Here is a 24,886-nt window from a genome sequence, read left to right on the forward strand (position 1 = left end):
ATGGAGAGCGTGCGCCTGATCGACGAGTGGCCGGCGGACAACGCCGCGACGGCCGTGGTGTCCGCCGACGGCAGTGTCGTGGGCAGCCACGGCGACACCGCGCGGCGGTTCCGGCTGGCCTCGGTCAGCAAGCCGCTGACCGCCTACGCCGCGCTCATCGCGGTCGAAGAGGGTGTCGTCGAGCTGGACACGCCCGCCGGGCCGGAGGGCGCCACGGTCCGCCACCTGCTCGCCCACACCTCCGGGCTCGCCTTCGACGCGCACAAGGCGATGGCCGAGCCGGGCACGCGGCGGCTCTACTCCAACGCCGGGTTCGAAGAGCTGGCCGACGCACTCACCGAGCACTCCGGCATCCCCTTCGCGCAGTACCAGGCCGAAGCGCTGTTCGCCCCGCTGGGCATGACGAACACGACGCTCGACGGCTCGCCCGCGTCCGGCGCGGTGTCCACTGTGGACGACCTGGTCGCGTTCGCCGCCGAGCTGCAGGCGCCCCAGCTGCTCGACCCCGCGACCGTCGCCGAGGCCACGAACGTCGTCTTCCCCGGCCTGTCGGGCGTGCTGCCCGGGTTCGGGCACCAGAAGCCGAACGACTGGGGGCTCGGCTTCGAGATCCGCGACCACAAGAGCCCGCACTGGACCGGCGCGCACAGCTCCCCGCGGACGTTCGGGCACTTCGGCCAGTCGGGCACGTTCCTCTGGGTCGACCCGGCCGCGGGCGCGGCCTGCGTCGCGCTGACCGACCGCGCGTTCGGCCCGTGGGCCGCCGAGGTCTGGCCGCGCTACACCGACGCCGTGCTGGCGGAATTGAGCGCGTGAAGGCCCTCCTCGCCGCCGTGGCGCTCCTGCTCGCCGCGTGCGGTGCCCCGGCGGCGGCGCCCGCTCCCCCGTCGTCGTCCCCGGCCGCCGCCGAGGCCCCGCCGGCACTCGGCACGAACGGTGCCGCCGTGCCGGCGCTGCGCTGGACGCCGTGCCACGGGAAGTTCCAGTGCGCCCCGGCGGCCGTGCCGCTGAGCTACCGCGAGCCGAAGGGCCCCGCGCTCACGCTCTCGGTGATCCGGCTGCCGGCGAGCGATCCGGGACGGCGGCTCGGCTCGCTGTTCTTCAACTTCGGCGGCCCGGGCACCGACGGCGTCGGCGAGCTGACGCGGTTCGCCGACCGCTATCCGCCCGAGCTGCGCGCCCGCTTCGACCTGGTGAGCTTCGACCCGCGCGGGATCGGCGGGTCGGCGCCGATCAGCTGTCCCGGCGCCGACCACGCGCCCGCGCCCGGTTCGCCGCTGCGGCAGCCGGACGCGTACTTCGCGGCGAGCGCGGCGCTGGGCAAGGCCTGCGCCGCCGGGTCGGGCGCGCTGCTGAGCCACCTGTCGACGGCGAACGTGGCCCGGGACCTGGAGCTGCTGCGCCAGGCCGTCGGCGACCCCGCGCTGAACTTCTACGGCTACTCCTACGGCACGTACCTGGGTGGCACGTACGCGAACCTGTTCCCGGACAAGGTCCGCGCGATGACCCTCGACGGCACGCTCGACCTGGCCGCCAACGCCACCGGGCAGCCCGGCCAGGAGAAGGAGCCCGTCGACGTCCGCGCCGACGTCGCCGGGGCGCAACAGCAGGAGCTGGAGCAGTTCTTCGCGGTGTGCGCCGCGGCCGGCCCGAAGTGCGCGTTCTCGGCGGGTGACCCGAAAGCGAGGTTCGCCGGGGTCTTCGCGCACGCGTCGCGCAGCACGGGCGTCGGCTCGCTGATGAAGACCGTCGACAGCGCCCTGTACCAGTCGGGGCGGTGGAAACGGCTCGCCCAGACCCTTTCCGCGATGCCGGCGGATCCGGGACCGGCCGCGCCGGTGCTCGACCCGTACGTGCCGACGCACTCCCCCGCCTTCCTCGCCGTCCAGTGCGTCGACAGCGACAACCCGGCGTCTCCCGCGGACTACGCGGCCCTCGCCGCCCGGGAAAGCGCGCGTCAGCCGTACTTCGGGCTGGGCTCGGTGTTCTCCATGGCGCAGTGCGTCGGCTGGCCGGCGCGCGACGAAGACCGCTATCCGGGGCCATGGAACCGGGCGCGGAAGAACCCGGTCGTGGTGCTGAACAACCGGTTCGACCCGGCGACACCCCTGCACAACGCGCAGGCGACGGCGGCCGAGCTGGGCGACGGCCGGGTGCTGGTCGTCGACGGGTACGGCCACACATCACTCGACGCGCCCAGCGCGTGCGCCTCGGCGGCCCTGACGCGGTACCTCACGGACCTGGCGGCACCGGCGGAAGGCACGACCTGCGCGCCGGACGCGGTCCCGTTCTCGTGAGTGAGAAACAGTGTGCTGACCCTGTTTCTCACTCACGACCCGCGGGGGCGCGCCGTTCAGCCGAACGGCCGACGGCGGCAGGGTCCAAAGACCCTGCCCGGCGTGATCCGCGGGTGGTGTCATGGTTCTCGTGCGGGCCCGCCGCCGGGCCGGTGCGGGGACCTCGGGCCCCGGCGGGCCGCACGCCTTACCCCGTCATGAGCCGGATCGGGTTCCCCGCCTGGAAGGCCGCGATGTCCTCGACCGCGTCGCCGTAGAAGATCTCGTAGGTCTCCCGGGCGACGAACCCGAGGTGCGGGGTCAGCACCGCGTTGTCCATCGTCCTCAGTGGATGGTCGGCCGGGAACGGCTCGGTGTCGTAGACGTCCAGCGCCGCCGCCCGGATCACCTTGCGCCGCAGCGCGTCCACCAGCGCGGCCTCGTCGACGATCGGGCCGCGCGAGGTGTTCACCAGCAACGCGGACGGCTTCATCGCGGCGAGCTCGGCCGCACCGACCAGGCCGCGGGTGCGCCCGCTGAGCACGAGGTGGATCGAGAGCACGTCCGAGCGGGCGAACAGCTCCTCTTTGGACACCGCGGTGACGCCGTGCGGCTCGGCCTTCTCCCGGGTGAGATTCTGGCTCCAGGCGATGGTCTCCATGCCGAAGGCCTGCCCGATCTTCGCCGCGCCCGCCCCGAGCCTGCCGAGGCCGAGCAGGCCGAGGGTCTTGCCGTGCAGCATGGTGCCGACGGTCGTCTGCCAGCCGCCTTCGCGCATGGACCGGAACTCCTGCGGCAGGTTCCGCGACGCGGCGAGGATCAGCGCCCACGTGTGCTCGGCGGTCGGCTCGCCGAGGTACCCCGTCTTGGCCACGACGACGCCGTTGCGCTGCGCGGCGGCCACGTCGATGGCGGCGTTGCGCGGGCCGGTGCTGACCAGCAGCTCGAGGTCGGGCAGCCGGTCGAACACCTCGGCCGGGAACCGGGTGCGCTCGCGCATCGCGACGATCACGTCGAAGCCCTGCAGCTGCACCACGACGTCGGTGAGCGGCTCGGTGAAGACCGTGATGTCGGCCTTGAGCGAGTCCCAGTCGCCGAAGGTCAGGGCGACGTCCTGGTAGTCGTCGAGAATCGCGATCCGCATGACCTCACCGTAGTGGCGGCGCCCGTGGGCGGCGAGGTGACCCAACCCTCTTGAACACGTTCAAAAGTAGCGCTACAGTGCTTCTTGAACACGTTCAAAACAGGAGGAACCATGGACCGCATAGTCGTGGCGTACGTCCTCTACCTGCTGATCAGCATCCCGCTGACCGTGCTGGTGGCCCGGACGCTCAGCAAGCACGGGCGCGCCTTCCTCGCCGAGGTCTTCGCCGACAGCCCCGGCCTCGCCACCGCCGTCAACCAGCTCCTGGTCGTCGGCTTCTACCTGATCAGCCTCGGCTTCGTGACGCTCTTCCTGACCAGCCACGCCGAGGTGCCCACCGCGCGGGAGGTGTTCGAGCTGCTCTCGGTGAAGGTCGGCGTCGTCGCGCTGATCCTCGGCGCGATGCACCTGGTCAACGTGCTGGTCTTCAACGGCATCCGGCGCCGGCACCTGGCCCCGCCCGCGCCGCAGCCGGCCCCGCTGCCCTACCCCGGCATGCCGCAGGCCCCGCCCTTCCCCACGCCCTGACGTGTCCGGCGCTAACGTGCCGCACGTGGCCAAGAGCGAGGAAACGCGGTCCCTGATCGTCACGACCGCGATGCGGCTGTTCACCGAGAACGGCTACGACCGCACGACGATGCGCGCGATCGCCGCCGGAGCGGGCGTCTCCGTCGGGAACGCCTACTACTACTTCTCGTCGAAGGAACAGCTGATCCAGGGCTTCTACGACGAGATCGCCCGGCAGCACCTCGACACCGCCCGCGGTCTGATGGACGGCGAGACCGCGTTCGCCGCCCGGCTGAAGACGGTGCTGCTGTGCTGGCTGGACATCGCCGAGCCCTACCACCGCTTCGGCACGCAGTTCTTCGTCAACGCGGCCGACCCGGAGTCGCCGCTGAGCCCGTTCAGCGTCGACTCCTCGGCCGCCCGCGAGGCGTCGATCGGCCTCATGCGCGAGGTCGTCGACGGCTCCGACGTCAAGCTCGACCCGGAACTGCGCGCGCAGCTGCCCGAGCTGCTCTGGCTCTACCAGATGGGCGTGGTGCTGTTCTGGGTCCACGACCGCTCCGGCGGCCAGAAGCGCAGCCGGATGCTGGTGGAGCGCAGCGTCCCGCTGCTCGCCCGGCTGGCCGCGCTCTCCCGGCTGCGGGTGTTCCGCCCGGTCAGCCGGGAGATCGTCGACCTCATCCAGGACCTCGCTAAGCGGGACTGACCGCCCGGAAGTAGAGGAACCGCGGCCGGGTGCGCAGGGTGTGTGCCCACTTCGGATCGGCTTCGGCCGCCTCGGGGGCCGGCATCGGCTCGACGAGCCGGTCGACCGCGAAGCCGGCGTCGCGGACCGCGGCGAACGTCCAGCTCAGCGGGCGCCGGTAGAAGCGGACCGGGTGCGGCTTCCCGTCGAGGCCGAAGTCGTCTTCGAGCAGTTCGACCTGGAAGTAGTCGTCCTTGCCGAACCAGTGCCAGTCTTCGCCCGGGTGGTGCACCGAAAACGCGAGCACCCCGCCCGGCCGCAGGACCCGCCGGAACTCGGCCAGGGTGGCGGCCCAGTCCTTCAGGTAGTGCAGCACGAGCGACGCCGTGACGACGTCGATCGAACCGTCCGCGAGGTCCAGCGGCCGGGAGACGTCGGCCTGCTCGAAGCGGGCGACGTCGCCGAACTCCCGGCGCGCCACGGCGACCATGCCCGCGCTCGCGTCCACGCCGAGGACGTCCGCGCCCCGCCCGGCCAGGAGCGCGCTCAGGTGCCCGGCCGCGCAGCCGACGTCGAGCACGCGCTTGCCGTCGACGTCGCCGGCCAGGTCGAGGATCGCCGGCCGGTCGTAGAGGGCGTTGGTGACGGACTTCCCCGCGTGCGCCGCGTAGGCCTCGCTGTAGCCGTCGTACTGCTCGGCCCGCGCGCGGCCGATGATCTCGTCGATCACCTCGGTCTTGGCGTCCGCGTAGTTCTGGACGTACTTCCACTCCTTCGCGGCCAGCTCGCGCTTCTTGGCCGCGTAGAGGTCGCGCTCTTCCGGGTGGGCGCGCATCCGGTCGCGGAAGAGGCGGTAGCGCGGCGTCTGCCCGTTGCCCGGCGAGTACACGTGCAGGTTGACGTTCGTGTCCGGGCCCTTGAAGCAGCGGTGCTTCTCCCAGTCCGGCTCGCGGATCACGAGCCGGTAGCCCGCGGCCTCCAGCGCGGGCAGGTAGGCGTCCTCGTCGTCGGAATCGGGCACTTCGAGGACGATGTCGATACAGGGCTTGGCGCACAGGCCCGGCACCGACGTCGAGCCGACGTGCTCGAGGACGAGCACGCGCTCCCCGAGCGCGCCGCGGATCCGGTCGGCTTCGCGCTCGAAGAGCTCCGGCCACTCCGGGTCGTAGTCGACGAGCAGGACCGTGGACTCGAGCTGCGGCGCGTCGCCGGCCACCCAGCCCGCCTGGATCTCGCCGTCGCTCAACGCTTCCTGACTGGTCATTCCGGTAGAACCCCCTTCGTCAAGGCAGTCGACCAGAATATCAACGCGGGCAAGCGATTTTCAGCTGATCGGCAGCGGGAGCAGGTTCCCGGTCGCTTCGCGCAGGGCGTCGCGCATCGCCGCCCGCGGAGCCGGACGGCCGGTGAAGTGCTCGGCCTGCCCGAACGCCTGGTGCAGCAGCATGTCCAGCCCCGTCGCGAGCCGGCCGCCGCGCGCCGCGACGGCTTCGGCGAGCGGCGTCGGCCACGGGTGGTAGATGACGTCGAGGACGTGCGCGACCCCCGCGAGGTCGGCCACGTGCGGGACGACCGCCTCCGGCGGCACCGTGTTCACCAGCACCGCCGCTTCGGCAGTCAGCGCCGCGAAGTCCGTCTCGGCCCAGCGAAGCACGTCCACGTCGAGCGAAGCCCGCTTCGCCGCGTCGAGGGTTTCGCCGGCCCGCGCGGGATCGCGCACGACCAGGCGCACCTGCCGCACGCCGAGCGCCGCGAGCCCGACGACCGCAGCGGCCGCCGTACCGCCCGCGCCGAGCACGACCGCGACGTCCGACGGCGACGGCTCGTAGCCGCCCGCCGCCCGCAGCGCTCCGGTGACGCCCTCGACGTCGGTGCAGTCCGCGAGCCAGCCCTCCGCGGTGTGGACCAGGGTGTTGGCCGCGCCGACGGCGGCCGCGCGCGGCGTCACCTCGTCCGCGTGGTCCAGCGCCGCGCGCTTGCCCGGCATGGTGACCGAGAGCCCGGCCCACTCCGGGCCGAGGCCGGCGACCAGGCCGGGCAACTCCTCCGCGCTCGTCTCGATGCGCTCGTACGTCCAGCCGGTCAGGCCGAGCGCGGCGAACGCGGCGCCGTGCAGCACCGGCGACAGCGAGTGCGCCACCGGCTTCCCCAGCACGGCGGCGCGGCGGGGCTCAGATGACACCACGTTGCTGGGCCAGCTTGACGTTGGCCTTGTGGTCGTCGAACGAGACGGCGAAGCAGGACAGGCCGTTCTTCTCGCACTTGACGAAGTACACCCAGTCGCCGGCCACCGGGTGCACCGCGGCCTGGATCGCGTCGGCGCTCGGCACCGAGATCGGCGTCGGGGGCAGGCCGGCGTTCTTGTAGGTGTTGTAGGCCCCGGGCTGGTTCCGGTCGTTGTCGTTGGTCGCCAGGGTCGGGCGGTCCAGCACGTAGTTGACCGTCGAGTCCATCTGCAGCCGCATGTTGATGGCCAGCCGGTTGTAGATCACCCGCGAGAGCTTGCCGAAGTCGGCCTTCACCGCTTCGCGCTCGATGATCGACGCGATGATCAGCGTCTGGTACGGCGTCATCCCCGGCCCGGTCGACTGCGCGCTCAGGCCGGCGTTCTGGATCGCCTCGGCGGAGCTGCGCACCAGCTGGCCGATGATCTCCTGCGCGGACGCCCCGGGCCGGACGTCGTAGAGGCCCGGCGCGATCAGGCCCTCGAGCCTGCGGTCCTTGCGGTCGGCCTTGTTCGCGGGCTCGACCGCCCAGTCCGGCACGCCGAGCGTCTTGAGGTCCGCCCCCTCGACGACCTTGCGCAGGTCGTCGGCCTTGACGCAGGTGCTCTTGCCGTCGATCTGCGCGCACGACGCCTTCGCCATCAGGCTGTACACGCCGGGCGTGACCTTGCCGTCGGGCTGGGTGATGTCGTCGAACTGGGTGTACGGCCGGATCTCCAGCTGCCCGACGCGCGCGTCGGGCGACACGATCCGGTCGACCGCCGCGGCACCGGACATGTGCGTCTTCATCACGTAGAAGCCGTGCTGGATCCGGGCGAGCTTCGGGTTGTCCTCACCGGCCTTGACGAACGCCTTGCTGCTGGCGACGACGCCCGCCGTGGCGAGCTTCGCGCCGATCGCCGACGTCGAGTCGCCGTCGTCGACCTGGAACAGCACGTCGCCGTCGCCGGAGCCCTCGAAGTCGTCGTAGCCGAAGATCTTGGTGAAGCCGTAGTACGCACCGCCCGCGAGCAGCACGATCACCACGAGCGCGGCGACCCAGCCGAGGGCGCGCTTGCCCTTCTTCTTGCGGGGCTTCTCCGGCTCTTCCTCGTACTCGTCTTCGTACTCGGCCTCGTCGTAGTCCGCGTAGTCGTCGGCGTACTCGTCGTAGTCCTCGTACTCGGCGTACTCGTCGCCCTCGGCGAAGAACTCTTCGGGCTCGTCGTGCGCCGGCTCGGCCGGAGGCGGCGGGGCCTGCGCGGGGATGATGTCGGTCACCGGCTCGTCGCGCACCGGCGGGGGCGGCGGGCGACGGCGTCGCGGCGGCTCCGCACCGGGTTCGGGCACGCCGACAGACGGGTCACCCGGCTGGCGGGACCGCCGCGGGGCTTCCGGGCGGGGGTCGGGCGCGGCGTCGGGGTCCGGCGCCGCGCGTCGCCGTCGCGAATCGGCTTCACCCGGGTGGGGAGCGGCGCGACGCCGGCCCGGCGGAGGTTCGGCCGGCTCGTCGGACCGGAACCGGGCGAGGTCGACGACCTCGTCCGAACCGCCGCGGGCGCGGCGCGGGACCTGACCGTCGTCCGGCGCGCCGCGGAGGCGGGCGGCCTGCGCTTCGGCGGCCTCTTCCAGGTCGAGCATCGCCTGGTGCCGGCGCGCCGCGTCGGCCTCGGCCAGCTCGTCCGGGCTCGGCCGACGCCGCCGGGGTTCCTCCGGCTCCGGCGCCGGACGGCGACGACGCGGCGCCTCGGCCTCCTGGGCCGGGCGGTGGCGCCGGAGTTCGGCGTCAGCGGGTTCCGGGGCCGCGCGGCGGCGGCGCGGGGCCGGTCCGTCGGCGGCTCCCTCGTCGAGGCCGTGGCGGGCGCGGGCGGCCCGGGCCGGCGCGGCCTGCTGGGCCTGGGGATCGAAGTCTTCGTCGGCCGGGGGCAGCGTGCCCGGCGGCTCGAGGCGGCGACGGCGGCCGGACGGCGGCGCGTCCCGGCGCGGGTCGTAGCCCGGCTCGGGCCGCGCCCGGCGCGACGGCTGCGGCAGCTCGTGCGAGCCGCTGTGCCGCGAGGGCTGCGGAAGCTCCTGGTACCCGCTCGCGTGGGGGTCACGCGGGTCGGCGCGACGCGGTGCGGGCCGGGACGGCGGGGCGTCCGGTCCCGGTTCGCGGAGTCGCCTGCGCCCGCGTGGGGGCTCAGGTGGCTGCTCGTTCATCGGTCTCCCTCCCGGGCGCGGTGCGCAGCGGCGGCGTCGATCCAGGCCTGCAGGATCTCGACGGCGGCGGCCTGGTCGACCACCGCACGCTGCTTGCGGCCTTTGACCCCGCGCTGGGAGAGGATGCGGGATGCGGTGACCGTGGTCAGCCGCTCGTCGCCCAGCCGGACCGGCACGGGCGCGACGCGCCCGGCCAGGCGTTCAGAATACGCGATCGCCAGCTCGGCCGCCGGACCCTGCCGGTTGGCGAGCGTTCGCGGCAGGCCCACGATCACCTCGACCACCTCGTGCTCGGTGACGAGGGCGGCCAGCTGGTCCAGATCACTGTCGTCGGTCGCATCGCGGGAGAGGGTAACCAATGGCGAGGCGAGCACGGGGGCCGGATCGCTCAGCGCCACCCCGACCCGGACGGATCCGACATCCACTCCGAGCCGACGGCCGCGGCCCGGATCGTCCTTGCCAGGGCGATCCGGGCCGCGGTTTCCGCGGTTAACCAATGCCGGCGATCGCCGAACGGAGGGCCATGACCGCCTCAGCCGCACCGGCCGGGTTCGTGCCACCGCCCTGGGCCATGTCGGGCTTGCCTCCGCCGCGGCCGCCGATCTTTTCGGCGAACGACGGCACGAGCTTGCCCGCGGCGATGCCCTGCTCCTGGGCCGCCTTGGTCGTCGCGACGACGAAGCTCAGCTTCTCGCCGGCCGGCGAGAACAGCGCCACCACGCCGGGCCGCGAGCCGAGCCGGCCGCGGATGTCGGAGGCGAGCGCGCGCAGGCCGTTGCCGTCGACGTCCGGGACGACCTCGGCCACCACCGTGACGCCGTTGACGTCCTGGGCCTTGTCGAGCAGCGAGCCCGCCGAGCCCAGCACCTGCTGGGTCTTGAGCTGCGTGATCTCCTTCTCGGCGTTCTTCAGCCGGGTCAGGACGTCCTCGATGCGGCCCGGCAGCTCCTCCGACGGCACCTTGAAGGTGTTCGCCAGCTGCGAAACCAGCAACTGCTCCTTGCGGACGTACTTCAGCGCGTCGCCGCCGACGAGCGCCTCGACGCGGTGCACGCCCGAGCCGATGGAGGCGTCGGAGACCAGCTTGACCAGGCCGAGCTGGCCGATCCGGTCGACGTGCGTGCCACCACAGAGCTCGCGGGAGTACTCGCCCATGTCGACCACGCGGACGTCGTTGCCGTACTTCTCGCCGAACAGCGCGACCGCGCCCAGCTCGAGCGCCTTGTCCTTGGTCGTGGTGAAGCTCTGCACCTCGACGTTGGTCTGCAGGTAGTCGTTGACCTCCTGCTCGACCTCGGTCAGCACGTCCGCCGACACCGAGCCCGGCGTGGTGAAGTCGAACCGCATGCGGCCCGGCGAGTTCAGCGAACCCGCCTGCGCCGCGCGCTTGCCGTACGCGCCGCGGACGGCCGCGTGCACCAGGTGGGTGGCGGAGTGCGAGCGCTCGATGGACAGGCGGCGGTGCGCGTCGACCGAGCCGGTCAGCTTGGTGTCCAGGCCGACCTCGCCGTCGAGCACCTCGACGCGGTGTACGAACAGCCCCGGGACGATCTTCTGGACGTCGAGAACCTTCAGCTCGACGCCGTCACCCAGCAGCACGCCGGTGTCGGCGACCTGGCCACCGCTCTCGGCGTAGAACGGCGTGCGGTCGAGGACCAGCTCGGCCTTCTTGCCCGCGGAGACACTGCGGACCGGCTGTCCGTCTTCGAGCAGCGCGACGACCTTCGCCTCGGCCTGCAGGTCGGTGTAGCCGAGGAACTCGGTCTCGCCGTGCTGCTCCAGGACCTTCCGGTACTCCGAAAGGTCGCCGTGGCCGGTCTTGCGCGACGCCGCGTCCGCCTTCGCGCGGGTGCGCTGCTCGTTCATGAGCGTGCGGAAACCCTCTTCGTCGACGGTCAGGCCCTGCTCGGCCGCCATCTCGAGGGTCAGGTCGATCGGGAAGCCGTAGGTGTCGTGCAGCTGGAACGCCTTGTCGCCGGCCAGCACGTCGCCGCCGCCGCGCTTGGTCTCCTCGGCCGCCATGTCGAAGATGCGCGAACCGCTGGTCAGGGTCGAGAGGAAGGCCTCCTCCTCGATCCGGACCACCTCGTTGATGCGGTCGAAGCCGCTGACGAGTTCGGGGTAGGTCGGGCCCATCGTGTCGCGCACGACCTTCGCGAACTCCTGCAGCACCGGCTCCTGCACGCCCAGCAGGCGCGTGGAGCGGATGATCCGGCGCAGGAGGCGGCGCAGCACGTAGCCGCGGCCGTCGTTGCCCGGGGTGACGCCGTCGCCGATCAGCATGACGCCGGTGCGGGCGTGGTCGGCGATCACGCGGAAGCGGACGTCATCGGCGTGGTTCGCGCCGTAGTGGCGGCCCGAGAACTCTTCCGCGCGGCCGATGACCGGGCGCACCAGGTCGGTCTCGTAGACGTTCTCGACGCCCTGCAGGATCGTCGCGACGCGCTCGACGCCCATGCCGGTGTCGATGTTCTTCTTCGGCAGCTCGCCGATCGGCTTGTGCCCGAGCTTGGGGCTCAGGTCGCCGCGGACGTCCTGCATGAAGACGAGGTTCCAGATCTCGATGTAGCGGTCCTCGTCCGCGACCGGGCCGCCCTCGCGGCCGTACGCCGGGCCGCGGTCGTAGTAGATCTCCGAACACGGGCCGCCGGGACCGGGCACGCCCATGTCCCAGTAGTTGTCCTTGCCGTCGCGCTCCTGGATGCGCTCGCCGGGCAGGCCGGTGAGCTTGCGCCACAGGCCGGCCGCCTCGGCGTCGTCGTTGTAGACGGTCGCCCAGATCCGGTTCGGGTCGAGGCCGAAGCCGCCGTCGGCCTGGGGCTTGGTGATCAGCTCCCAGGCGTTCTCGATGGCGCCTTCCTTGAAGTAGTCGCCGAAGGAGAAGTTGCCGGCCATCTGGAAGAACGTGTTGTGCCGGGTGGTCTTGCCGACCTCGTCGATGTCCGGCGTGCGCACGCACTTCTGCACGGAGGTCGCGCGCGGGTACGGCGGCGGTGCCTCACCGAGGAAGTACGGCTTGAACTGCACCATGCCGGCGTTGACGAACAGCAGGTTCGGGTCGTCGAGGATCAGCGGCGCGCTGGGCACGCGCGTGTGGCCCTTGCCCTCGAAATGGCGCAGGAAACGATCGGTGATTTCGTGTGTGTCCACGGGTCAGTCCTTGTGGCGGGTGGTTCGGAACGGGGTCGGCGGCGACGGCGGAAGGGGTCCGGGCAGGCCCGGATCAGCCCTCCGCCCGGCGAGCTCGCCGGACCGGGCGCCGGGCGGCCGCGTGCCGTCCCACGGCGCTGGGCGGTGTCACGCCCGACCGCTCCTCGACCATGTCGTGCAACTCCTGCTCCCGCTCGCTCATGCCCGCGCGCACCTCGGCGCCGAACGAACCCACGGCACCGGCCAGCTCGCGCACGGCCTCGCCCAGGTTCGATGCTAACCCGGCCGGAGTGGCCTGACGAGCGGTTTCGGCCGCCTTACGGGACAACGCGACGCCGGCGACCACGCCGACGCCGAGCCAGAACAGCCGCTTCACTTGGCCGCCTTCTTCGCGGCCTTCAGCGCGCTCTTCTTCTTGCGCGCCTTGATCGCCTTGCTGAGCCCGTAGGACAGCGCCGCGGTCTTGACCAGCGGGCCGCCCAGGGTCGCGGTGAACACCGACGCCAGCGCGGAGACGTTCCCGGTGACCGCCTGGGCGTTCGAGGTGATCCCGTCGACCCGCTCGAGCTGGGTGTTGACGTGCGTGATCGTCTGGTTCGCGCCGATCAGCAGCGGGTCGGTGTTGCTGTTGGTGCGCTCGATCGCCTCGGTGGCCGCGTCCAGCGTCTTGCCGAGCTTGATCAGCGGGATCGCCAGCAGGACGACCAGCACCACGAATGCTCCTGCGGCGATCAACGCGGCGATCTGCCCTGCCGACACGGGCCCTCCTCGGATCAACGGGTTTCGGGTGCTGGTGAGGTTACCGCCTGGCCGGGTTCCCGACCGTGTCGCCCCGCGCGGGCCGGAAACCGCCTCGCTCCCCGCCCCGGCGAGGCGGTAGAGCTGGGCGAGGGGAGACGTCGAGGGGCCCGGTCGCCCAGTGGCGCCGACCGGGCGCGGCACCGAGGTCGCCGCGGATCCGACGACGGGGCCGGCGCCGGCGGCCGCGGTGCGCCGCTCGGGACTCGAGCCGGTCCGGTCCGGCCGGCGACGGTGCAGCGAGTGGTCCGGGCCCAGTTGCGCTAGCTGCCCTTCACGACCGCGCGGTAGAGCGCCGCCATGTCCTCGTCGCCGTGGCCCGCGTCCACCGCCGCCTCCAGGTGCGCCAGCACCGCGCGAGCGCCCGCCACGTCGACGTCGTCGCCCGCGGCCTCGACCACCAGGCGCGCGTCCTTCGCCGCCAAGCCCGCCGGGAACGCCGGTGGGTACTCGCCGGACAGCATCGCGGCGCCCTTCACGTGCGCGTAGCCGACGTCGAGGCCGCCGCCCTTGATCGTCTCCAGGAACAGCGCCGGGTCCAGGCCGAGCGCACCGGCCAGGGCGAGGCTCTCGGCCGTGGCGTTGGTCAGGGCGAGTACCCACGCGTTCAGCACCAGCTTCAGGCGGCTCCCCTGCCCGGCCGGGCCGAGCCACCGGGTCTTCACGGCGACGGCGTCGAACACGGGCGTCGCCGCGGGGCGGGCCTCCTCCGGACCGGACGCCAGCACCTGCAGCTGGGCCTGCTCGGCAGGCTGGCGCGTGCCGAGCACCGGCGCGTCGACGAACACCACGCCCGCCTCGCCGGCCGCCGCGGCGAGGCGGTCGGTCCAGTCGAGGCCGACCGTGCTCATCTGCAGCCACAACGTGCCCGAAGCGGGCGAAGCCGCTTCGAACGCTTCGGCCACCGCGGGTCCATCGGCGAGCATCGTCACCAGGATGTCCGCGCCCTCGGCCGCCGCGGCCGCGGAATCCGCGACCGTCGCGACGTCGGCGAGGGGCTCGGCCTTCGCCCGGGTCCGGTTCCAGACCCGGACCTCGAGGCCCGCCTTCGCGATGTTGGCCGCCATCGGGGCGCCCATGATTCCGGTTCCGAGAAACGCGACGCTCATGTCCCCATCGTGCCCAAGAGGCGGCGCGGCCGCGCGCTCAGTAGTCGCCGAGGAGGCAGAACGGGTGGCCCGCCGGGTCGGCGTAGACGCGCCAGCCGCGACCGCCGAGGTCGGGGTCGAGCAGCCGGCCGCCGTTCGCCAGGACCTGGTGGTGGGACTCCCGGAAGTCGTCGACCTCGAAGTCGAGGTGGAACTGCTGCGGGAACGCGGGGTCGGGCCAGCGCGGCGGCCGGTAGTCGAGCGACCGCTGGAAGCCCAGGACCACGCCGTTCACGTGCAGCGTCGACCAGTCCTCGTCGACCCGCCACCGGGGGTCCGGCAGGTCCACCTCGCCACCGAGCAGCGCCTGGTAGAAACGGGAAAGCACCACCGGTTCCGGACAATCCAGGACGATGCACTGCAGCGTCGCGGGCACGAGTACGCCTCCTGCGGTCGCGGCGGCCCCGGGTTCGTGGCCACCTCAAGGCGCGAAGCTTACGAAACCCGATGATCTTGGCTCCCGCGGCCCGTCCCGGTGATCAGGTACCCGGACTTTCTTCCGCCAGGCTCACTTCTCCCCGCGGATCGTCCGGCGCAGCTTCGGGACGCGCTCGGCGAGCGTGCGTTCGGCGCCGCGCTGGGTGGGCTCGTAGTAGTCCTTGCCGACCAGCTCGTCCGGCGGGTACTGCTGCGCCAGCACCCCATCCTGGACGTCGTGCGGGTAGCGGTAGCCCTGCGCGTTGCCCAACTTCTTCGCGCCCGCGTAGTGCCCGTCGCGCAACGGCGGCGGCACCGCGCCGGCCAGGCCGGCCCGGACGTCGGCGAGCGCCGCGTCGATGCCCTTGATGACGGCGTTCGACTTCGGCGCGGTGGCCAGGTGCACGGTCGCCTGCGCCAATGCCAGCCTGCCCTCCGGCATGCCGATGAACTGCACCGCGTGCGCGGCCGCGACCGCCGCCTGCAGCGCCGTCGGGTCGGCCATCCCGATGTCCTCGCTGGCGTGCACCACGAGCCGCCGCGCGAGGAACCGCGGGTCCTCCCCCGCCTCGATCATCCGGGCCAGGTAGTGCAGCGCGGCGTCCACATCGGACCCGCGGATCGACTTGATGAACGCGCTGATCACGTCGTAGTGCTGGTCGCCGTCGCGGTCGTAGCGGACCGCCGCCTTGTCCACAGTGGACTCGACGGTCGCCAGGTCGATCGTCTTCGCCTCGGTGGCCGACGCCGCGTCGGCCGCCGCTTCGAGGGCCGTGAGGGCGCGCCGCGCGTCACCCCCGGCGAGCCGGACGACGTGGGCGCGCGCGTCCTCGGTCAGCGTCAGCTCGCCGCCGAGGCCGCGTTCGTCGGCCAGGGCACGCTCGATCAGCTCGGTGATGTCCTCGTCGGTCAGCGGGTGCAGCTGCAGCACGAGCGAGCGCGACAGCAGCGGCGAAACGACCGAGAACGACGGGTTCTCGGTGGTCGCCGCGACCAGCAGCACCGTACGGTCCTCGACCGCGCCGAGCAGCGCGTCCTGCTGGGTCTTGGAGAACCGGTGCACCTCGTCGATGAACAGCACGGTGTTCTCGGTGTTGTACTGCCGGCGCCGCCGCGCCTCCTCGATGACGCCGCGCACCTCCTTGACGCCCGCCGAAAGCGCCGACATCGCGACGAACCGGCGTCCCGTCGCGATCGAGACCAGGTTGGCCAGCGTCGTCTTGCCCGTGCCGGGCGGGCCGTAGAGCAGCACCGACGCCGGCGCGGCGCCCTCGACCAGCCGCCGCAGCGGGGCCCCTTCGCGCAGCAGGTGCTGCTGGCCGACGACCTCGTCGAGCGAACGCGGCCGCATCCGCACGGCCAGCGGCGAGCTGGCCGGATCCGCCTGCCGCCCGGCCGCGTTCGACGTCGTCCGCTCCGGGGGCGGCGCGATGTCGGCGTTCACGGTGAAGAGCTCGTCCTGTGCCACACCGATGACGTTAACCGACGGCACCGACAGAACCACTTGCCCCGGTCTCCGGATCGGCGCTACCGTTGTGGTGACTGGTTGACCGAAAGTGCGATTCCGGTCAACCAGTCAAACGCTCAACGAACCAGCAGGTGGAGACGCATGGGCCATCCCAACCGCGAGCGCGCCGACCGCATCCTGGACGCGGCGGGCGAGCTGCTGCTGCGCATGGGCTACCGGAAGGTGGCGGTCGACGACATCGCGCGCGCGGTCGGCATCGGCAAGGGCACCGTCTACCTGCACTGGCGCACGAAGGAGCTGCTGTTCCAGGCGCTGATGATGCGCGAGTCGGCCGACCTGACCGACGAGATCCTGGGATGGATCCGCGACGACCCGTCGATGATCCTCCCGCACCGGATGATTTCGTCGTCGTTCCTCGTCACCCACCGGCGCCCGCTGGTGATGGCGATGCTGCGCGGCAACGCCGAGATGTTCGGCTCGCTCGGCGACCTCGCCCTGCGCAAGCAGCAGGACGAGCTGCGCGCGCAGTTCGAGGAGGCGATGCTCCGGCGCGGGCTGGTCCGTTCGGACGTCCCGAACCTGACCTACGCGCTCAACGCCTCGACGCTCGGCTTCTACCTGGGCGACACGCTGTCCGACGAGTTCGAGGACGTTCCCCTCGAAGAGAAGGCGGCGGCGCTCGCCCACCTGATCCGCACCGCGTTCGAGCCGCCGGGCGAACCCGATCCGGCGGCGGTCGCGGACGTGGCGGCGGAACTGAGTTCGGCGCTCGAGGAGCTCGTCTCGGGCTACCGGAAGGGGATCTACGCACACGATCCCACCACGGGTCCCGGCTGATCCCGGGGCCGCACAGGGGAAAGAAGGGGCGGACATGACCACCACACAAGCGGACACCTGGGGCCTGCACGAATCCCAGTTCTGGCTGCGGGGGAAGCAGCCCGAGGAACGCGTGCACCACGCGGCGGAGCTCGGGTTCTGGAACGTCTACGGGCACCCGGAGGCCGAAGAGGTGCTCCGCGACCCGGCGACGTACTCCTCGGACACCACCCGGCTGATCCCGAAGGAGATGACGGCGGACCAGGACGTCGACTTCGAAGAGATGCGGGCGGGCAACCTGCTGCAGCTGGACCCGCCGCTGCACAACAAGATGCGCAAGCTCGTCAGCCGGGCGTTCACGCCGAAGGTCGTCGCGGACCTGGAACCGCGCATCGCCGCGGTGACGAACGAGCTGCTCGACGCCGCGGGCTCGGCCGGGCGGCTCGAGCTGGTCGAAGATCTGGCCTACCCGTTGCCGGTGATCGTCATCGCGGAACTGCTGGGGGTCCCCGCGAGCGACCGGTACCTGTTCAAGGGCTGGGTGGACAAGCTGTTCGACTCCTCGGAGCAGTTCTCGCTGAAGGAGCAGAGCGAGGGACGGCAGGAGGCGGTCAAGAAGTCCCTGGAGGGGCAGAAGGCACTCGTCGAGTACCTGGGCGTGCACGTCGACGAACGGCGGAAGCAGCCCCGGGAGGACCTGCTGACGAAGCTCGTCGAAGCCGAGGTCGACGGCGAGACGCTGACCCGTACCGAGGTCGTCAACTTCGCCAACGTCCTGCTGCTGGCCGGGCACATCACCACCACGATGCTGCTCGGCAACGCGGTGCTGTGCCTGGACACGCACCCGGAGTGGGACGAGCGCGTGCGCGCCGACCGGGCCCTGGTGCCGCCCGCGATCGAGGAGTCGCTGCGCTACCTGTCGCCGTTCGCGGCGGTGGCGCGCGCGACGATGCGCGAGGTCGAGCTGGGCGGGGTGACCGTGCCCGCGGACCAGATGCTGATGATCTGGGTGGCGGCGGCCAACCGGGACGACCGCGTGTTCGCCGAGCCGGGCACGTTCGACCCGCTGCGCGATCCCAACCCGCACCTCGCGTTCGGCCGCGGGATCCACTTCTGCATCGGGGCACCGCTCGCCCGGCTCGAAGGCCGGGTGGCGCTGAACATCCTGTTCGACCGCTACCCCGCACTGCGCACGATCCCGGGTGAGCCGCCGAAGTTCCAAGTGAACCCGAACATGACCGGCGTGCGGGAGCTGCCGCTCACCACGGCGTGAACCGGGTGCGCCCTGGGCGAAATCCCTCGCCCGGGGCGCTTCGCGCGGCGAAGGTGGACCGATGAACGTGGCGGTGCTGGCGGACATCCACGGCGTCCTCCCCGCGCTGGAGGCCGTGCTCGCGGAGCCGGACGTCGAGGCGGCGGACCGGATCGTGCTGCTGGGCGACCTGCTGGCGGGCCCGATGCCGGTGGAGACCATGGACCGGCTGCAGGCGCTGGGGTCGCGGGCGATCTGGGTGCGGGGCAACGCCGACCGCGAACTGGCGGCGTCGGCACACGGTACCGGGAAGTTCGTCCCGGACCCGATCTTCCCGTGGGCGGCGCGACAACTGCGTCCCGCCGATCTCCCGGTGCTCGACGCGCTGCCGCTGACGGTGACGCTCGGCGGCGTGCTGTTCTGCCACGCGACCCCGCGCGACGACACGGAAATCGTGCTCGTCGACAGCCCGCTGGCGCGCTGGGCCGAGGTCCTCGACGGCGTTGCGGCGTCGACGATCGTGCTGGGGCACACGCACATGCCGTTCGCCCGGCTGGTGGACCGGCGGCTGGTCGTCAACCCCGGGAGCGTCGGAATGCCGTACGGCGCAAGGGGTGCGCACTGGGCGTTGCTCGGCGAGGGCGTCCAGCTGCGGCGCACATCGTACGACGTCGAAGAGGCATGCCGGTTTCTCGCGTCGCGGTCGGCCTATCCCGGCATCGAAGCGTGGGCGGACCACTTCGTCCGGAACCCGCCTTCGGACGCGGAGGCGCTGCGGGTGTTCAGCGGCCCTGGAACGATTTCCACATGATGACCGCGGCGTAGGGCAGGAACTCGCGGCCGCGGCGCCAGAGCCACGGGATGCCCTTGAGCACCAGCCACCCCACGTGCCCGGCGGCGCTCGGCTCGACACCGCCGCTGCAGGTGAGGCTCACCGGCTCGGGCACGTCGAAGCCGGCTTCGGCGAGCAGGCCCGTGAAGCCGTCGGCGAGCAGGCGGTGGCCAAGTTCCGAGGGGTGCAGCCGGTCGACGCTCCAGACCGTGAGGTCGTACGCGCCGGGGAGGCGGTCGAGGTCGAGGCAGGGGACGCCTTCGCGGGTGACGACCTCGTCGATGGCGGCGTTCAGCTCCGCGACGCGGGCGCTGAGGGCGCGCTTGAGCGACGGCGGGAGGCGGAACACCTTGCTGTGGTCGTGGAACCGGACCGGGACGACGGTGGTGTTCACCTGGCGCAGCCGGTGGATGACCTCGGTGAAGTCGGCGGCGATCCGGGCGGCGTCGAAGTCCGGACGCAGGGTGTCGTTCATGCCGGCCACGAGCAGCGCGACATCGGGCCGGTGCGCGACGGCGGCGGGCACCTGTTCGGTGAGCACGCACCGCATCCGGGCCCCGGTGAACGACGGGTTCAAGTAGCCACCGGCCTCGACCCCGAGCGCGGCCGCGACGAGCGGCCCGACGCCCCGCCAGCCCCCGCGCCGGGGCAGCGGATCACCGAGCCCGACCGCGGTGGAGTCGCCGAGCACGACGAGCCGCTCGGCGCGCCGGAGGGGCGGCACGGCCGCGAGCGCGGGCCGGGCGGGCGAAGGTTCGGGGAAGGGAGTGACTTCGACACTGATCACGGTCACGCCCACGACCATCGGCCACGGAAGCTCACCTGCGGTGAGGAGGAGGTAACACGCCCGCGACCGGGCGCCTAATTCTTGACGCTCACCTCACAGGTGCCGGAAATGTCCCGTTCAGGGGGTGAGTTCAGCTCCGGAAGACGAGCGGACTGGGGTTGCGGGCCGGGGGCGGTGCCGGCCTGCTGCTGATGCGGCGACCGAGCGACGCATGGTCGGCCCGGGCACAACCAGCCGTCCTCAGCGGAACGCCGGGTAGAACGCCAGGTCGGCGTGCGGGCCCAGCCGCGCCGCCAAAGCCGCCGCCACTCGGGCCGCGAACTCCGAAACCGCCGTCATCCGGACATACCCGGCGTGCTTCGCCAAATCTCGCCACCAGGTCACCAAAGCCGCCTCACGGCTCACCGGAGGGGCATGGCGGGACAGGTCCAGCGATCCCAGCTCCTCGCCCGTGATGAACCACACCCGCAACAGCTCGCTGGCCGTCAGGTGCGTCGCCAGCACCTCGTCGTCGGCCAGGGCCGGCCACACGCCCACCACTTCCGCGCGCCACACCGCGACCATCGCCTCGCTCATGCCCGCCGGCAGCGCCAGTGCGTCCGGCCAGCTCGCGAACGGCAGCCTCAGGTGCGCCGCGTCGACCAGGGCCGACCGGACGCAGCCGTGCTCGAAGTCGAGGAAGCGGACGCTCTCGCCCGTCACGAGGTTGTTGTCCGGGCTCAGCTCCACCGGGCTGAACGCGCGGAAACCCGCCGAGCGCGACTGCTCCAGCGCTGCCGTCACCTGCGCGAGGACCTCGTCCGGCGCCGGGATGCCCAGCCGCTCCTGGATCACCGCCGGCACGCGCTCGCACAGCTCGTCGACGCCGCCGGCGTCGGTCCTCGCCGGGGCGCCCAGTCGGCGCAGCAGCGCGTTGAAGTCGGCTTCGCGGCCCGCCGTGCTCGCGTGCAGGCGGCCCAGCGAACGGGCCCACGACAGCAGCGCGCGCTCGGCCGCGCGGGAGTCGCGGGCGTAGAGCTTGTCCTCCAGTGTCGGCGTGCGGCCGAGGTCCTCCAGCACCAGCACGCGGGCGCGGCCGTCGTGGGCGAGCAGCTCCGGGCACATCCGCTCGTCCGGCGCCAGCGCCGTGAACAGCTGGTAGCTGACCGCTTCCTGGGCGAACGGGTCGGCACCCGAGGACGGCTGGTCCGGGTAGTGCTTGACGACCAGCGTGCGCGGCAGCGCGAAGGACGACGACACCACTCTCGCCCGGACCACCGTCGCCGGCCCGCTGCCCGCGAGGTCCTCGGGCGCGACCAGGGTGATCGCGCTGCCGAACCGGCGCGAGAGAACGGACTCGCCCGCCGCGACCGCCGCGGCTACGGCGTGCTCGGCCCCTGCCCCGACCCCAGCGTCGCCGGCGGAGGAGGTGTCGACTGTCATTGTCACCGACCCTACTCGTGACTGAGCAACCATGACTACTGACATCCGGACAAGAAGGAGCCCCCGGTCCGGCCGGGGTTCATCCCCGTGAAAGCGGACGCATCCCCACCGGTGAACGTTGCCCATTCCGGCGCACGATCAACACAATGGCCGCTGCTGCAACGATTCCGAGAAGGTTGACGAGCAGCTGACCCACCGATTGGCCGCATCGGCTCCACTCCCCCGCCACGGCCGCCACGACCGCGTAGCCCGCGGCCGGCACCGTCGTCACGGAGATGAAGACGCCCACGAGCGCCGCCGACTTCGCCGACGTCATGGCGAGCATCCCGGCCGCCCCGGCCAGCATCGCCACGACCAGCGACGGTACGCCGACCGAGAACACGAAGTCGACCTCGCTGTGGCGCTTCAGCTCGAACGCCTGTGCGCCGAAGACGTGCGTCACGCGGACCAGCAGGGCGCCGCCCAGCGTGACGACCATGGCCAGCGGGAAGCCGATCCCCAGCGCCGCACCCGCGAGCCGGACGAGGTCCCACCGCCGCAGCACCAGCCCGACCGCCAGCGCGGCGAGCGGCCCGAATTCCGGGCCGACGACCATCGCGCCGACGATCGTCACCGCGGAGTCCGTCAGCACGCCGACCGCCGCCAGCAGGCAGGCGATGGTGAGGAACGCCAGGAACGTCACGTTGAGCCGCGACTCCTCGCCCGTGCGGGCGAGCAGCTCCTGCCAGACGACGGCGTCCACGCCTTCGCCCGGCGCGGCCTCCTCCGCCTCGTCGGCGGCGTCGGACAGCGCCGTGTCGATCGCTTCGAGCGTGATCCCGCCGGAGTGGTCGAGCTCGAGCACGCACAGCGCGGCCACGATCTCGTCCGCCGCCTCGCGCGCGATGTCGGCCTCGACCAGGTCGCCTTCCGGCGAGACGGCGACGCCGCGGTGCACGATCAGGTGCGCGGTCCCGGCGTGTGCCCGCAGGATGTCGAGCGCCTCGGCGGTCTTCTCCGGCGGGCACACGGCCCTGAGGTGCAGCACTAGTTCTGCGAGGGCGCGGCCGGCTTCGCGTCGATGCCGGCTTCCTTGCGCTGCTGCGCCGTGATCGGCGCGGGCGCCGCGGTCAGCGGGTCGTAGCCGCCGCCGGTCTTCGGGAACGCGATGACGTCACGCAGCGAGTCGGCCTTGGCCAGCAGCATGACGATGCGGTCCCAGCCGAACGCGATGCCGCCGTGCGGCGGCGGGCCGAACGCGAAGGCGTCGAGCAGGAAGCCGAACTTCTCCTGCGCCTCCTCCTCGCCGAGGCCCATCAGCGCGAACACGCGCTTCTGGACGTCACCGCGGTGGATACGGATCGAGCCGCCGCCGATCTCGTTGCCGTTGCAGACGATGTCGTAGGCGTAGGCCAGCGCGTTGCCCGGGTCCTGCTCGAACTTGTCGATCCACTCGGGGGTGGGCGAGGTGAACGCGTGGTGCACCGCGGTCCACTTGCCGGAGCCGACCGCGACGTCGTCGCCGATGTCCTCGACCGGCGCGAACAGCGGCGCGTCGACGACCCACACGAACGACCAGGCGTCCTCGTCGATCAGGCCGAGGCGCTTGCCGATCTCGTCGCGCGCGGCGCCCAGCAGCGGCTGCGTGCTCGAGGCCTTGCCGGCCGAGAAGAAGATGCAGTCGCCGGGCTTCGCGCCCGCCGCGGCGGCGACGTTCTCGCGCTCGGTCTCCGACAGGTTCTTCGCCACCGGGCCGCCGAGCGTGCCGTCCTCGTTGACGAGGATGTACGCGAGGCCGCGCGCGCCGCGCTGCTTCGCCCACTCCTGCCACGCGTCGAGCTGGCGGCGCGGCTGGTTCGCCCCGCCGGCCATCACGACCGCGCCGACGTACGGCGCCTGGAACACGCGGAACGGCGTGTCGGCGAAGAACTCCGTCAGGTCGGTGATCTCGAGGTCGAAGCGCAGGTCCGGCTTGTCGGAGCCGTACTTGGCCATCGCCTCGTGGTAGGTGATGCGCGGGATCGGCCGCGGGATCTCGTGCCCGATCAGCTTCCACAGCGCCGAGACGATCTGCTCGCCGATGTCGATGACGTCGTCCTGCTCGACGAAGCTCATCTCGATGTCGAGCTGGGTGAACTCCGGCTGGCGGTCGGCGCGGAAGTCTTCATCCCGGTAGCAGCGCGCGATCTGGTAGTACCGCTCCATGCCGCCGACCATGAGCAGCTGTTTGAACAGCTGCGGCGACTGCGGCAGGGCGTACCAGGAGCCGGGCTTGAGCCGGGCGGGCACCAGGAAGTCGCGCGCGCCTTCGGGGGTGGAGCGGGTCATCGTCGGCGTCTCGATCTCGACGAAGTCCTGGTTGTGCAGTACCTCGCGCGCGGCGCGGCTGACCTCGCTGCGCAGCCGCATGGCCGCGGCCGGGCCGCTGCGGCGCAGGTCGAGGTAGCGGTGCTTGAGGCGGACCTCTTCGCCGACGTCGACGCGGTCGTCGATCGGGAACGGCAGCGGCGCGGCTTCGGAGAGGACCTCGAGCTGGGTCGCGAGGACCTCGATCTCACCGGTGGGGATCTCGGCGTTCGCGTTGCCCTCGGGGCGCTTCGCGACCTCGCCGACGATCTTGACACAGAACTCCGAGCGGAGCGCATGCGCGCGCTCGGCCATCTCACCCTCGCGGAAGACGACCTGGGCGACGCCGCTGGCGTCGCGGAGGTCGATGAAGATGACGCCGCCGTGATCGCGCCGCCGGGCCACCCAACCGGTGAGGGTGACGGTCTGTCCGGCCTGCTCGGCACGCAGGGTGCCGGCGTTGTGAGTGCGGAGCACTGCGACTGCTCTCCTTCGACATGGGTTCTCGCTGCCTGAGAAGGCTAACGAACCACCCAGCGTACGACGTCGGCAGGCTTGACTTGCGCAGTGGTCAGAGCACGTACTTCGGCCGGGCCTCCAGCGCGGCGACCAGGCGGTGGGCCTGGGCCAGGTAGGCGGCGACCTGGTAGATGCGGCCACCGGGGTGGGAGACGAGCCAGTTGGCGGCCGCCGAGGCCGAGGCGAAGAACGGCTGGCCGGCGCAGGCCATCGCGTCGGCGTGCTCGAGCCCGAAGCCCAGGTCGACCGCGGCGACGACGGCCGAGGGCGGGTCGGCCTGCATGATCGCGCGCGCGGTGAGGTCGATGCGGATGCGCGTCCCGGTGACCGGGCAGATCGCTTCCGCGTGCACGCGCTCGCCGGTGGCGATGGCCAGCAGGAACATGTCGACGGTGCCGTCCGGCCCGGCGCCGAGGGTGCCCTCGGCCGGCTGGAGCCGGTGGTGGGCCCCGCGCGGCGCGGGGCCGGTGCTCACGAGGTCGCGGTGCAGGGTGAACCCGATCAGCTCGACGAGCCGGCGCGCTTCGCCCGGGGCGACGCCGACGGTCGCGGCCAGCCTGTCGACGCTCACGGGGTGCCGGCCGGCCCGGGTCAGCTTCAGGGCGGCCCACGCGAGCCGGGCGGCCGCGACCCGGTCGGTCTGCGAGGTCGTCATCGCCGCTTCTCCCTTCCGCATCGATCCCTTCGACGTTAGGTGTCGGCGAGGCAGGGCGACAACGACACGATCGGACATTTTTCCGCAAGGCCCCGACACGGCGGCGCAATCGAGGGCGGACTACGGCGAACGGGGGAGTTTCGCGGGGTCCGGCGGCGTTCCGGGTGACAGCTTCACCCACACGGCGGTTCGGCGGGGGATCGCCGACCGATGAGGGTGCTCGTCCACAAAGGACAGCACGGTTGCGGGCGGACGGCGCGGCTTGCTCCGCGACCCATGGCC

At 72.1% G+C, this 24,886-nt stretch carries 23 protein-coding genes; 7 read left to right on the forward strand and 16 right to left on the reverse strand.

The window, feature by feature from the left end; translation table 11 throughout:
* Together OG738_RS41690 and OG738_RS41695 are read left to right on the forward strand one after the other, a co-directional pair.
* Positions 1–816 carry a serine hydrolase domain-containing protein gene (locus tag OG738_RS41690; protein ID WP_329049370.1) on the forward strand — a complete coding sequence of 272 codons (816 nt, stop codon included), beginning with the start codon at positions 1–3 and terminating at the stop codon, positions 814–816.
* Positions 813–2,297, forward strand: a complete 1,485-nt coding sequence (locus tag OG738_RS41695) for an alpha/beta hydrolase (RefSeq protein ID WP_329049371.1) — start codon at positions 813–815, stop codon at positions 2,295–2,297. The genes OG738_RS41690 and OG738_RS41695 overlap by 4 nt, the downstream gene beginning before the upstream one ends.
* Positions 2,298–2,484: 187 nt before the next feature.
* Here the strand turns inward: OG738_RS41695 and OG738_RS41700 are convergent, their stop codons facing one another.
* Positions 2,485–3,420: a D-2-hydroxyacid dehydrogenase family protein gene (locus tag OG738_RS41700; protein WP_329049373.1), complete on the reverse strand. Its 936-nt coding sequence runs from the start codon at positions 3,418–3,420 to the stop codon at positions 2,485–2,487.
* Between the two features lie 111 nt (positions 3,421–3,531).
* On the opposite strand from OG738_RS41700, the gene OG738_RS41705 reads away from it, so the two are divergent.
* Positions 3,532–3,948, forward strand: a complete 417-nt coding sequence (locus OG738_RS41705) for a hypothetical protein (RefSeq protein WP_329049375.1) — start codon at positions 3,532–3,534, stop codon at positions 3,946–3,948.
* A 25-nt stretch (positions 3,949–3,973) separates the two neighbouring features.
* Positions 3,974–4,633 (forward strand): TetR/AcrR family transcriptional regulator, encoded by a 660-nt coding sequence (locus OG738_RS41710; RefSeq protein WP_329049376.1) that lies wholly within the window; start codon positions 3,974–3,976, stop codon positions 4,631–4,633.
* Here the strand turns inward: OG738_RS41710 and OG738_RS41715 are convergent.
* The 10 genes from OG738_RS41715 to OG738_RS41760 form a co-directional block, all read right to left on the reverse strand.
* A complete protein-coding gene (locus OG738_RS41715) occupies positions 4,620–5,876 on the reverse strand; it encodes a GrpB family protein (protein ID WP_329049378.1) in 1,257 nt (418 codons plus the stop codon). The genes OG738_RS41710 and OG738_RS41715 overlap by 14 nt on opposite strands.
* A gap of 60 nt (positions 5,877–5,936) precedes the next feature.
* Positions 5,937–6,767: a shikimate dehydrogenase gene (locus OG738_RS41720; RefSeq protein WP_329057017.1), complete on the reverse strand. Its 831-nt coding sequence runs from the start codon at positions 6,765–6,767 to the stop codon at positions 5,937–5,939.
* Between the two features lie 16 nt (positions 6,768–6,783).
* A complete protein-coding gene (gene mltG / locus OG738_RS41725; protein ID WP_329049380.1) occupies positions 6,784–9,015 on the reverse strand; it encodes an endolytic transglycosylase MltG in 2,232 nt (743 codons plus the stop codon).
* A complete protein-coding gene (ruvX, locus tag OG738_RS41730; protein WP_230862612.1) occupies positions 9,012–9,440 on the reverse strand; it encodes a Holliday junction resolvase RuvX in 429 nt (142 codons plus the stop codon). The genes mltG and ruvX overlap by 4 nt, the downstream gene beginning before the upstream one ends.
* 64 nt (positions 9,441–9,504) lie before the next feature.
* A complete protein-coding gene (gene alaS, locus OG738_RS41735) occupies positions 9,505–12,165 on the reverse strand; it encodes an alanine--tRNA ligase (RefSeq protein ID WP_329049382.1) in 2,661 nt (886 codons plus the stop codon).
* A 73-nt stretch (positions 12,166–12,238) separates the two neighbouring features.
* A complete protein-coding gene (locus OG738_RS41740; RefSeq protein WP_329049383.1) occupies positions 12,239–12,541 on the reverse strand; it encodes a hypothetical protein in 303 nt (100 codons plus the stop codon).
* The gene (locus OG738_RS41745) at positions 12,538–12,924 is read right to left on the reverse strand and encodes a DUF948 domain-containing protein (protein WP_329049384.1); all 387 of its coding nucleotides are present in this window, start codon (positions 12,922–12,924) and stop codon (positions 12,538–12,540) included. Before OG738_RS41745 ends, OG738_RS41740 begins: the two co-directional genes overlap by 4 nt.
* 302 nt (positions 12,925–13,226) lie before the next feature.
* A complete protein-coding gene (locus OG738_RS41750; protein WP_329049385.1) occupies positions 13,227–14,072 on the reverse strand; it encodes an NAD(P)-dependent oxidoreductase in 846 nt (281 codons plus the stop codon).
* Between the two features lie 37 nt (positions 14,073–14,109).
* A complete protein-coding gene (locus OG738_RS41755; RefSeq protein ID WP_329049387.1) occupies positions 14,110–14,487 on the reverse strand; it encodes a VOC family protein in 378 nt (125 codons plus the stop codon).
* A 132-nt stretch (positions 14,488–14,619) separates the two neighbouring features.
* The gene (locus tag OG738_RS41760) at positions 14,620–15,996 is read right to left on the reverse strand and encodes a replication-associated recombination protein A (RefSeq protein WP_329049388.1); all 1,377 of its coding nucleotides are present in this window, start codon (positions 15,994–15,996) and stop codon (positions 14,620–14,622) included.
* Between the two features lie 141 nt (positions 15,997–16,137).
* On the opposite strand from OG738_RS41760, the gene OG738_RS41765 reads away from it, so the two are divergent.
* From OG738_RS41765 to OG738_RS41775, 3 genes are all read left to right on the forward strand, one after another.
* Positions 16,138–16,833: a TetR/AcrR family transcriptional regulator gene (locus tag OG738_RS41765; protein ID WP_329049390.1), complete on the forward strand. Its 696-nt coding sequence runs from the start codon at positions 16,138–16,140 to the stop codon at positions 16,831–16,833.
* A 34-nt stretch (positions 16,834–16,867) separates the two neighbouring features.
* Entirely contained in the window at positions 16,868–18,085 is a 1,218-nt protein-coding gene (locus OG738_RS41770; protein ID WP_329049391.1) for a cytochrome P450, read from the forward strand.
* Between the two features lie 61 nt (positions 18,086–18,146).
* The gene (locus OG738_RS41775) at positions 18,147–18,875 is read left to right on the forward strand and encodes a metallophosphoesterase family protein (RefSeq protein ID WP_329049393.1); all 729 of its coding nucleotides are present in this window, start codon (positions 18,147–18,149) and stop codon (positions 18,873–18,875) included.
* Here OG738_RS41775 and OG738_RS41780 read toward each other — a convergent pair.
* The 5 genes from OG738_RS41780 to merB all read right to left on the reverse strand — a co-directional run bounded on the left by OG738_RS41780 (position 18,847) and on the right by merB (position 24,604).
* A complete protein-coding gene (locus OG738_RS41780; protein WP_329049395.1) occupies positions 18,847–19,701 on the reverse strand; it encodes an SGNH/GDSL hydrolase family protein in 855 nt (284 codons plus the stop codon). The two genes, OG738_RS41775 and OG738_RS41780, sit on opposite strands and share 29 nt — an antisense overlap.
* Before the next feature lie 222 nt (positions 19,702–19,923).
* Complete coding sequence (locus tag OG738_RS41785; RefSeq protein WP_329049397.1) at positions 19,924–21,105, reverse strand: phosphotransferase; 1,182 nt, start codon at positions 21,103–21,105, stop codon at positions 19,924–19,926.
* 79 nt (positions 21,106–21,184) lie between these two features.
* On the reverse strand, positions 21,185–22,132 hold the full coding sequence (locus OG738_RS41790; RefSeq protein WP_329049399.1) for a DUF389 domain-containing protein: 948 nt from the start codon (positions 22,130–22,132) through the stop codon (positions 21,185–21,187).
* Positions 22,132–23,907 (reverse strand): aspartate--tRNA ligase, encoded by a 1,776-nt coding sequence (aspS, locus tag OG738_RS41795; RefSeq protein WP_329049401.1) that lies wholly within the window; start codon positions 23,905–23,907, stop codon positions 22,132–22,134. The genes OG738_RS41790 and aspS overlap by 1 nt, the downstream gene beginning before the upstream one ends.
* 94 nt (positions 23,908–24,001) lie before the next feature.
* Positions 24,002–24,604: an organomercurial lyase gene (merB, locus tag OG738_RS41800; protein ID WP_329049403.1), complete on the reverse strand. Its 603-nt coding sequence runs from the start codon at positions 24,602–24,604 to the stop codon at positions 24,002–24,004.
* Positions 24,605–24,886: the final 282 nt, after the last annotated feature.

The sequence above is a fragment of the Amycolatopsis sp. NBC_01488 genome (assembly GCF_036227105.1).
In the GTDB taxonomy this organism is placed as follows: domain Bacteria; phylum Actinomycetota; class Actinomycetes; order Mycobacteriales; family Pseudonocardiaceae; genus Amycolatopsis.

Coding starts and splice junctions, on each gene's coding strand:
- mltG (WP_329049380.1), bottom strand. CDS start 9,015: ATGAACGAGCAGCCACCTGAGCCCCCACGCGGGCGCAGGCGACTCCGC.
- merB (WP_329049403.1), bottom strand. CDS start 24,604: ATGACGACCTCGCAGACCGACCGGGTCGCGGCCGCCCGGCTCGCGTGG.
- OG738_RS41775 (WP_329049393.1), top strand. CDS start 18,147: ATGAACGTGGCGGTGCTGGCGGACATCCACGGCGTCCTCCCCGCGCTG.
- OG738_RS41715 (WP_329049378.1), bottom strand. CDS start 5,876: ATGACCAGTCAGGAAGCGTTGAGCGACGGCGAGATCCAGGCGGGCTGG.
- OG738_RS41770 (WP_329049391.1), top strand. CDS start 16,868: ATGACCACCACACAAGCGGACACCTGGGGCCTGCACGAATCCCAGTTC.
- OG738_RS41690 (WP_329049370.1), top strand. CDS start 1: ATGGAGAGCGTGCGCCTGATCGACGAGTGGCCGGCGGACAACGCCGCG.
- OG738_RS41700 (WP_329049373.1), bottom strand. CDS start 3,420: ATGCGGATCGCGATTCTCGACGACTACCAGGACGTCGCCCTGACCTTC.
- OG738_RS41765 (WP_329049390.1), top strand. CDS start 16,138: ATGGGCCATCCCAACCGCGAGCGCGCCGACCGCATCCTGGACGCGGCG.
- OG738_RS41780 (WP_329049395.1), bottom strand. CDS start 19,701: ATGGTCGTGGGCGTGACCGTGATCAGTGTCGAAGTCACTCCCTTCCCC.
- OG738_RS41750 (WP_329049385.1), bottom strand. CDS start 14,072: ATGAGCGTCGCGTTTCTCGGAACCGGAATCATGGGCGCCCCGATGGCG.
- OG738_RS41785 (WP_329049397.1), bottom strand. CDS start 21,105: ATGACAGTCGACACCTCCTCCGCCGGCGACGCTGGGGTCGGGGCAGGG.
- OG738_RS41705 (WP_329049375.1), top strand. CDS start 3,532: ATGGACCGCATAGTCGTGGCGTACGTCCTCTACCTGCTGATCAGCATC.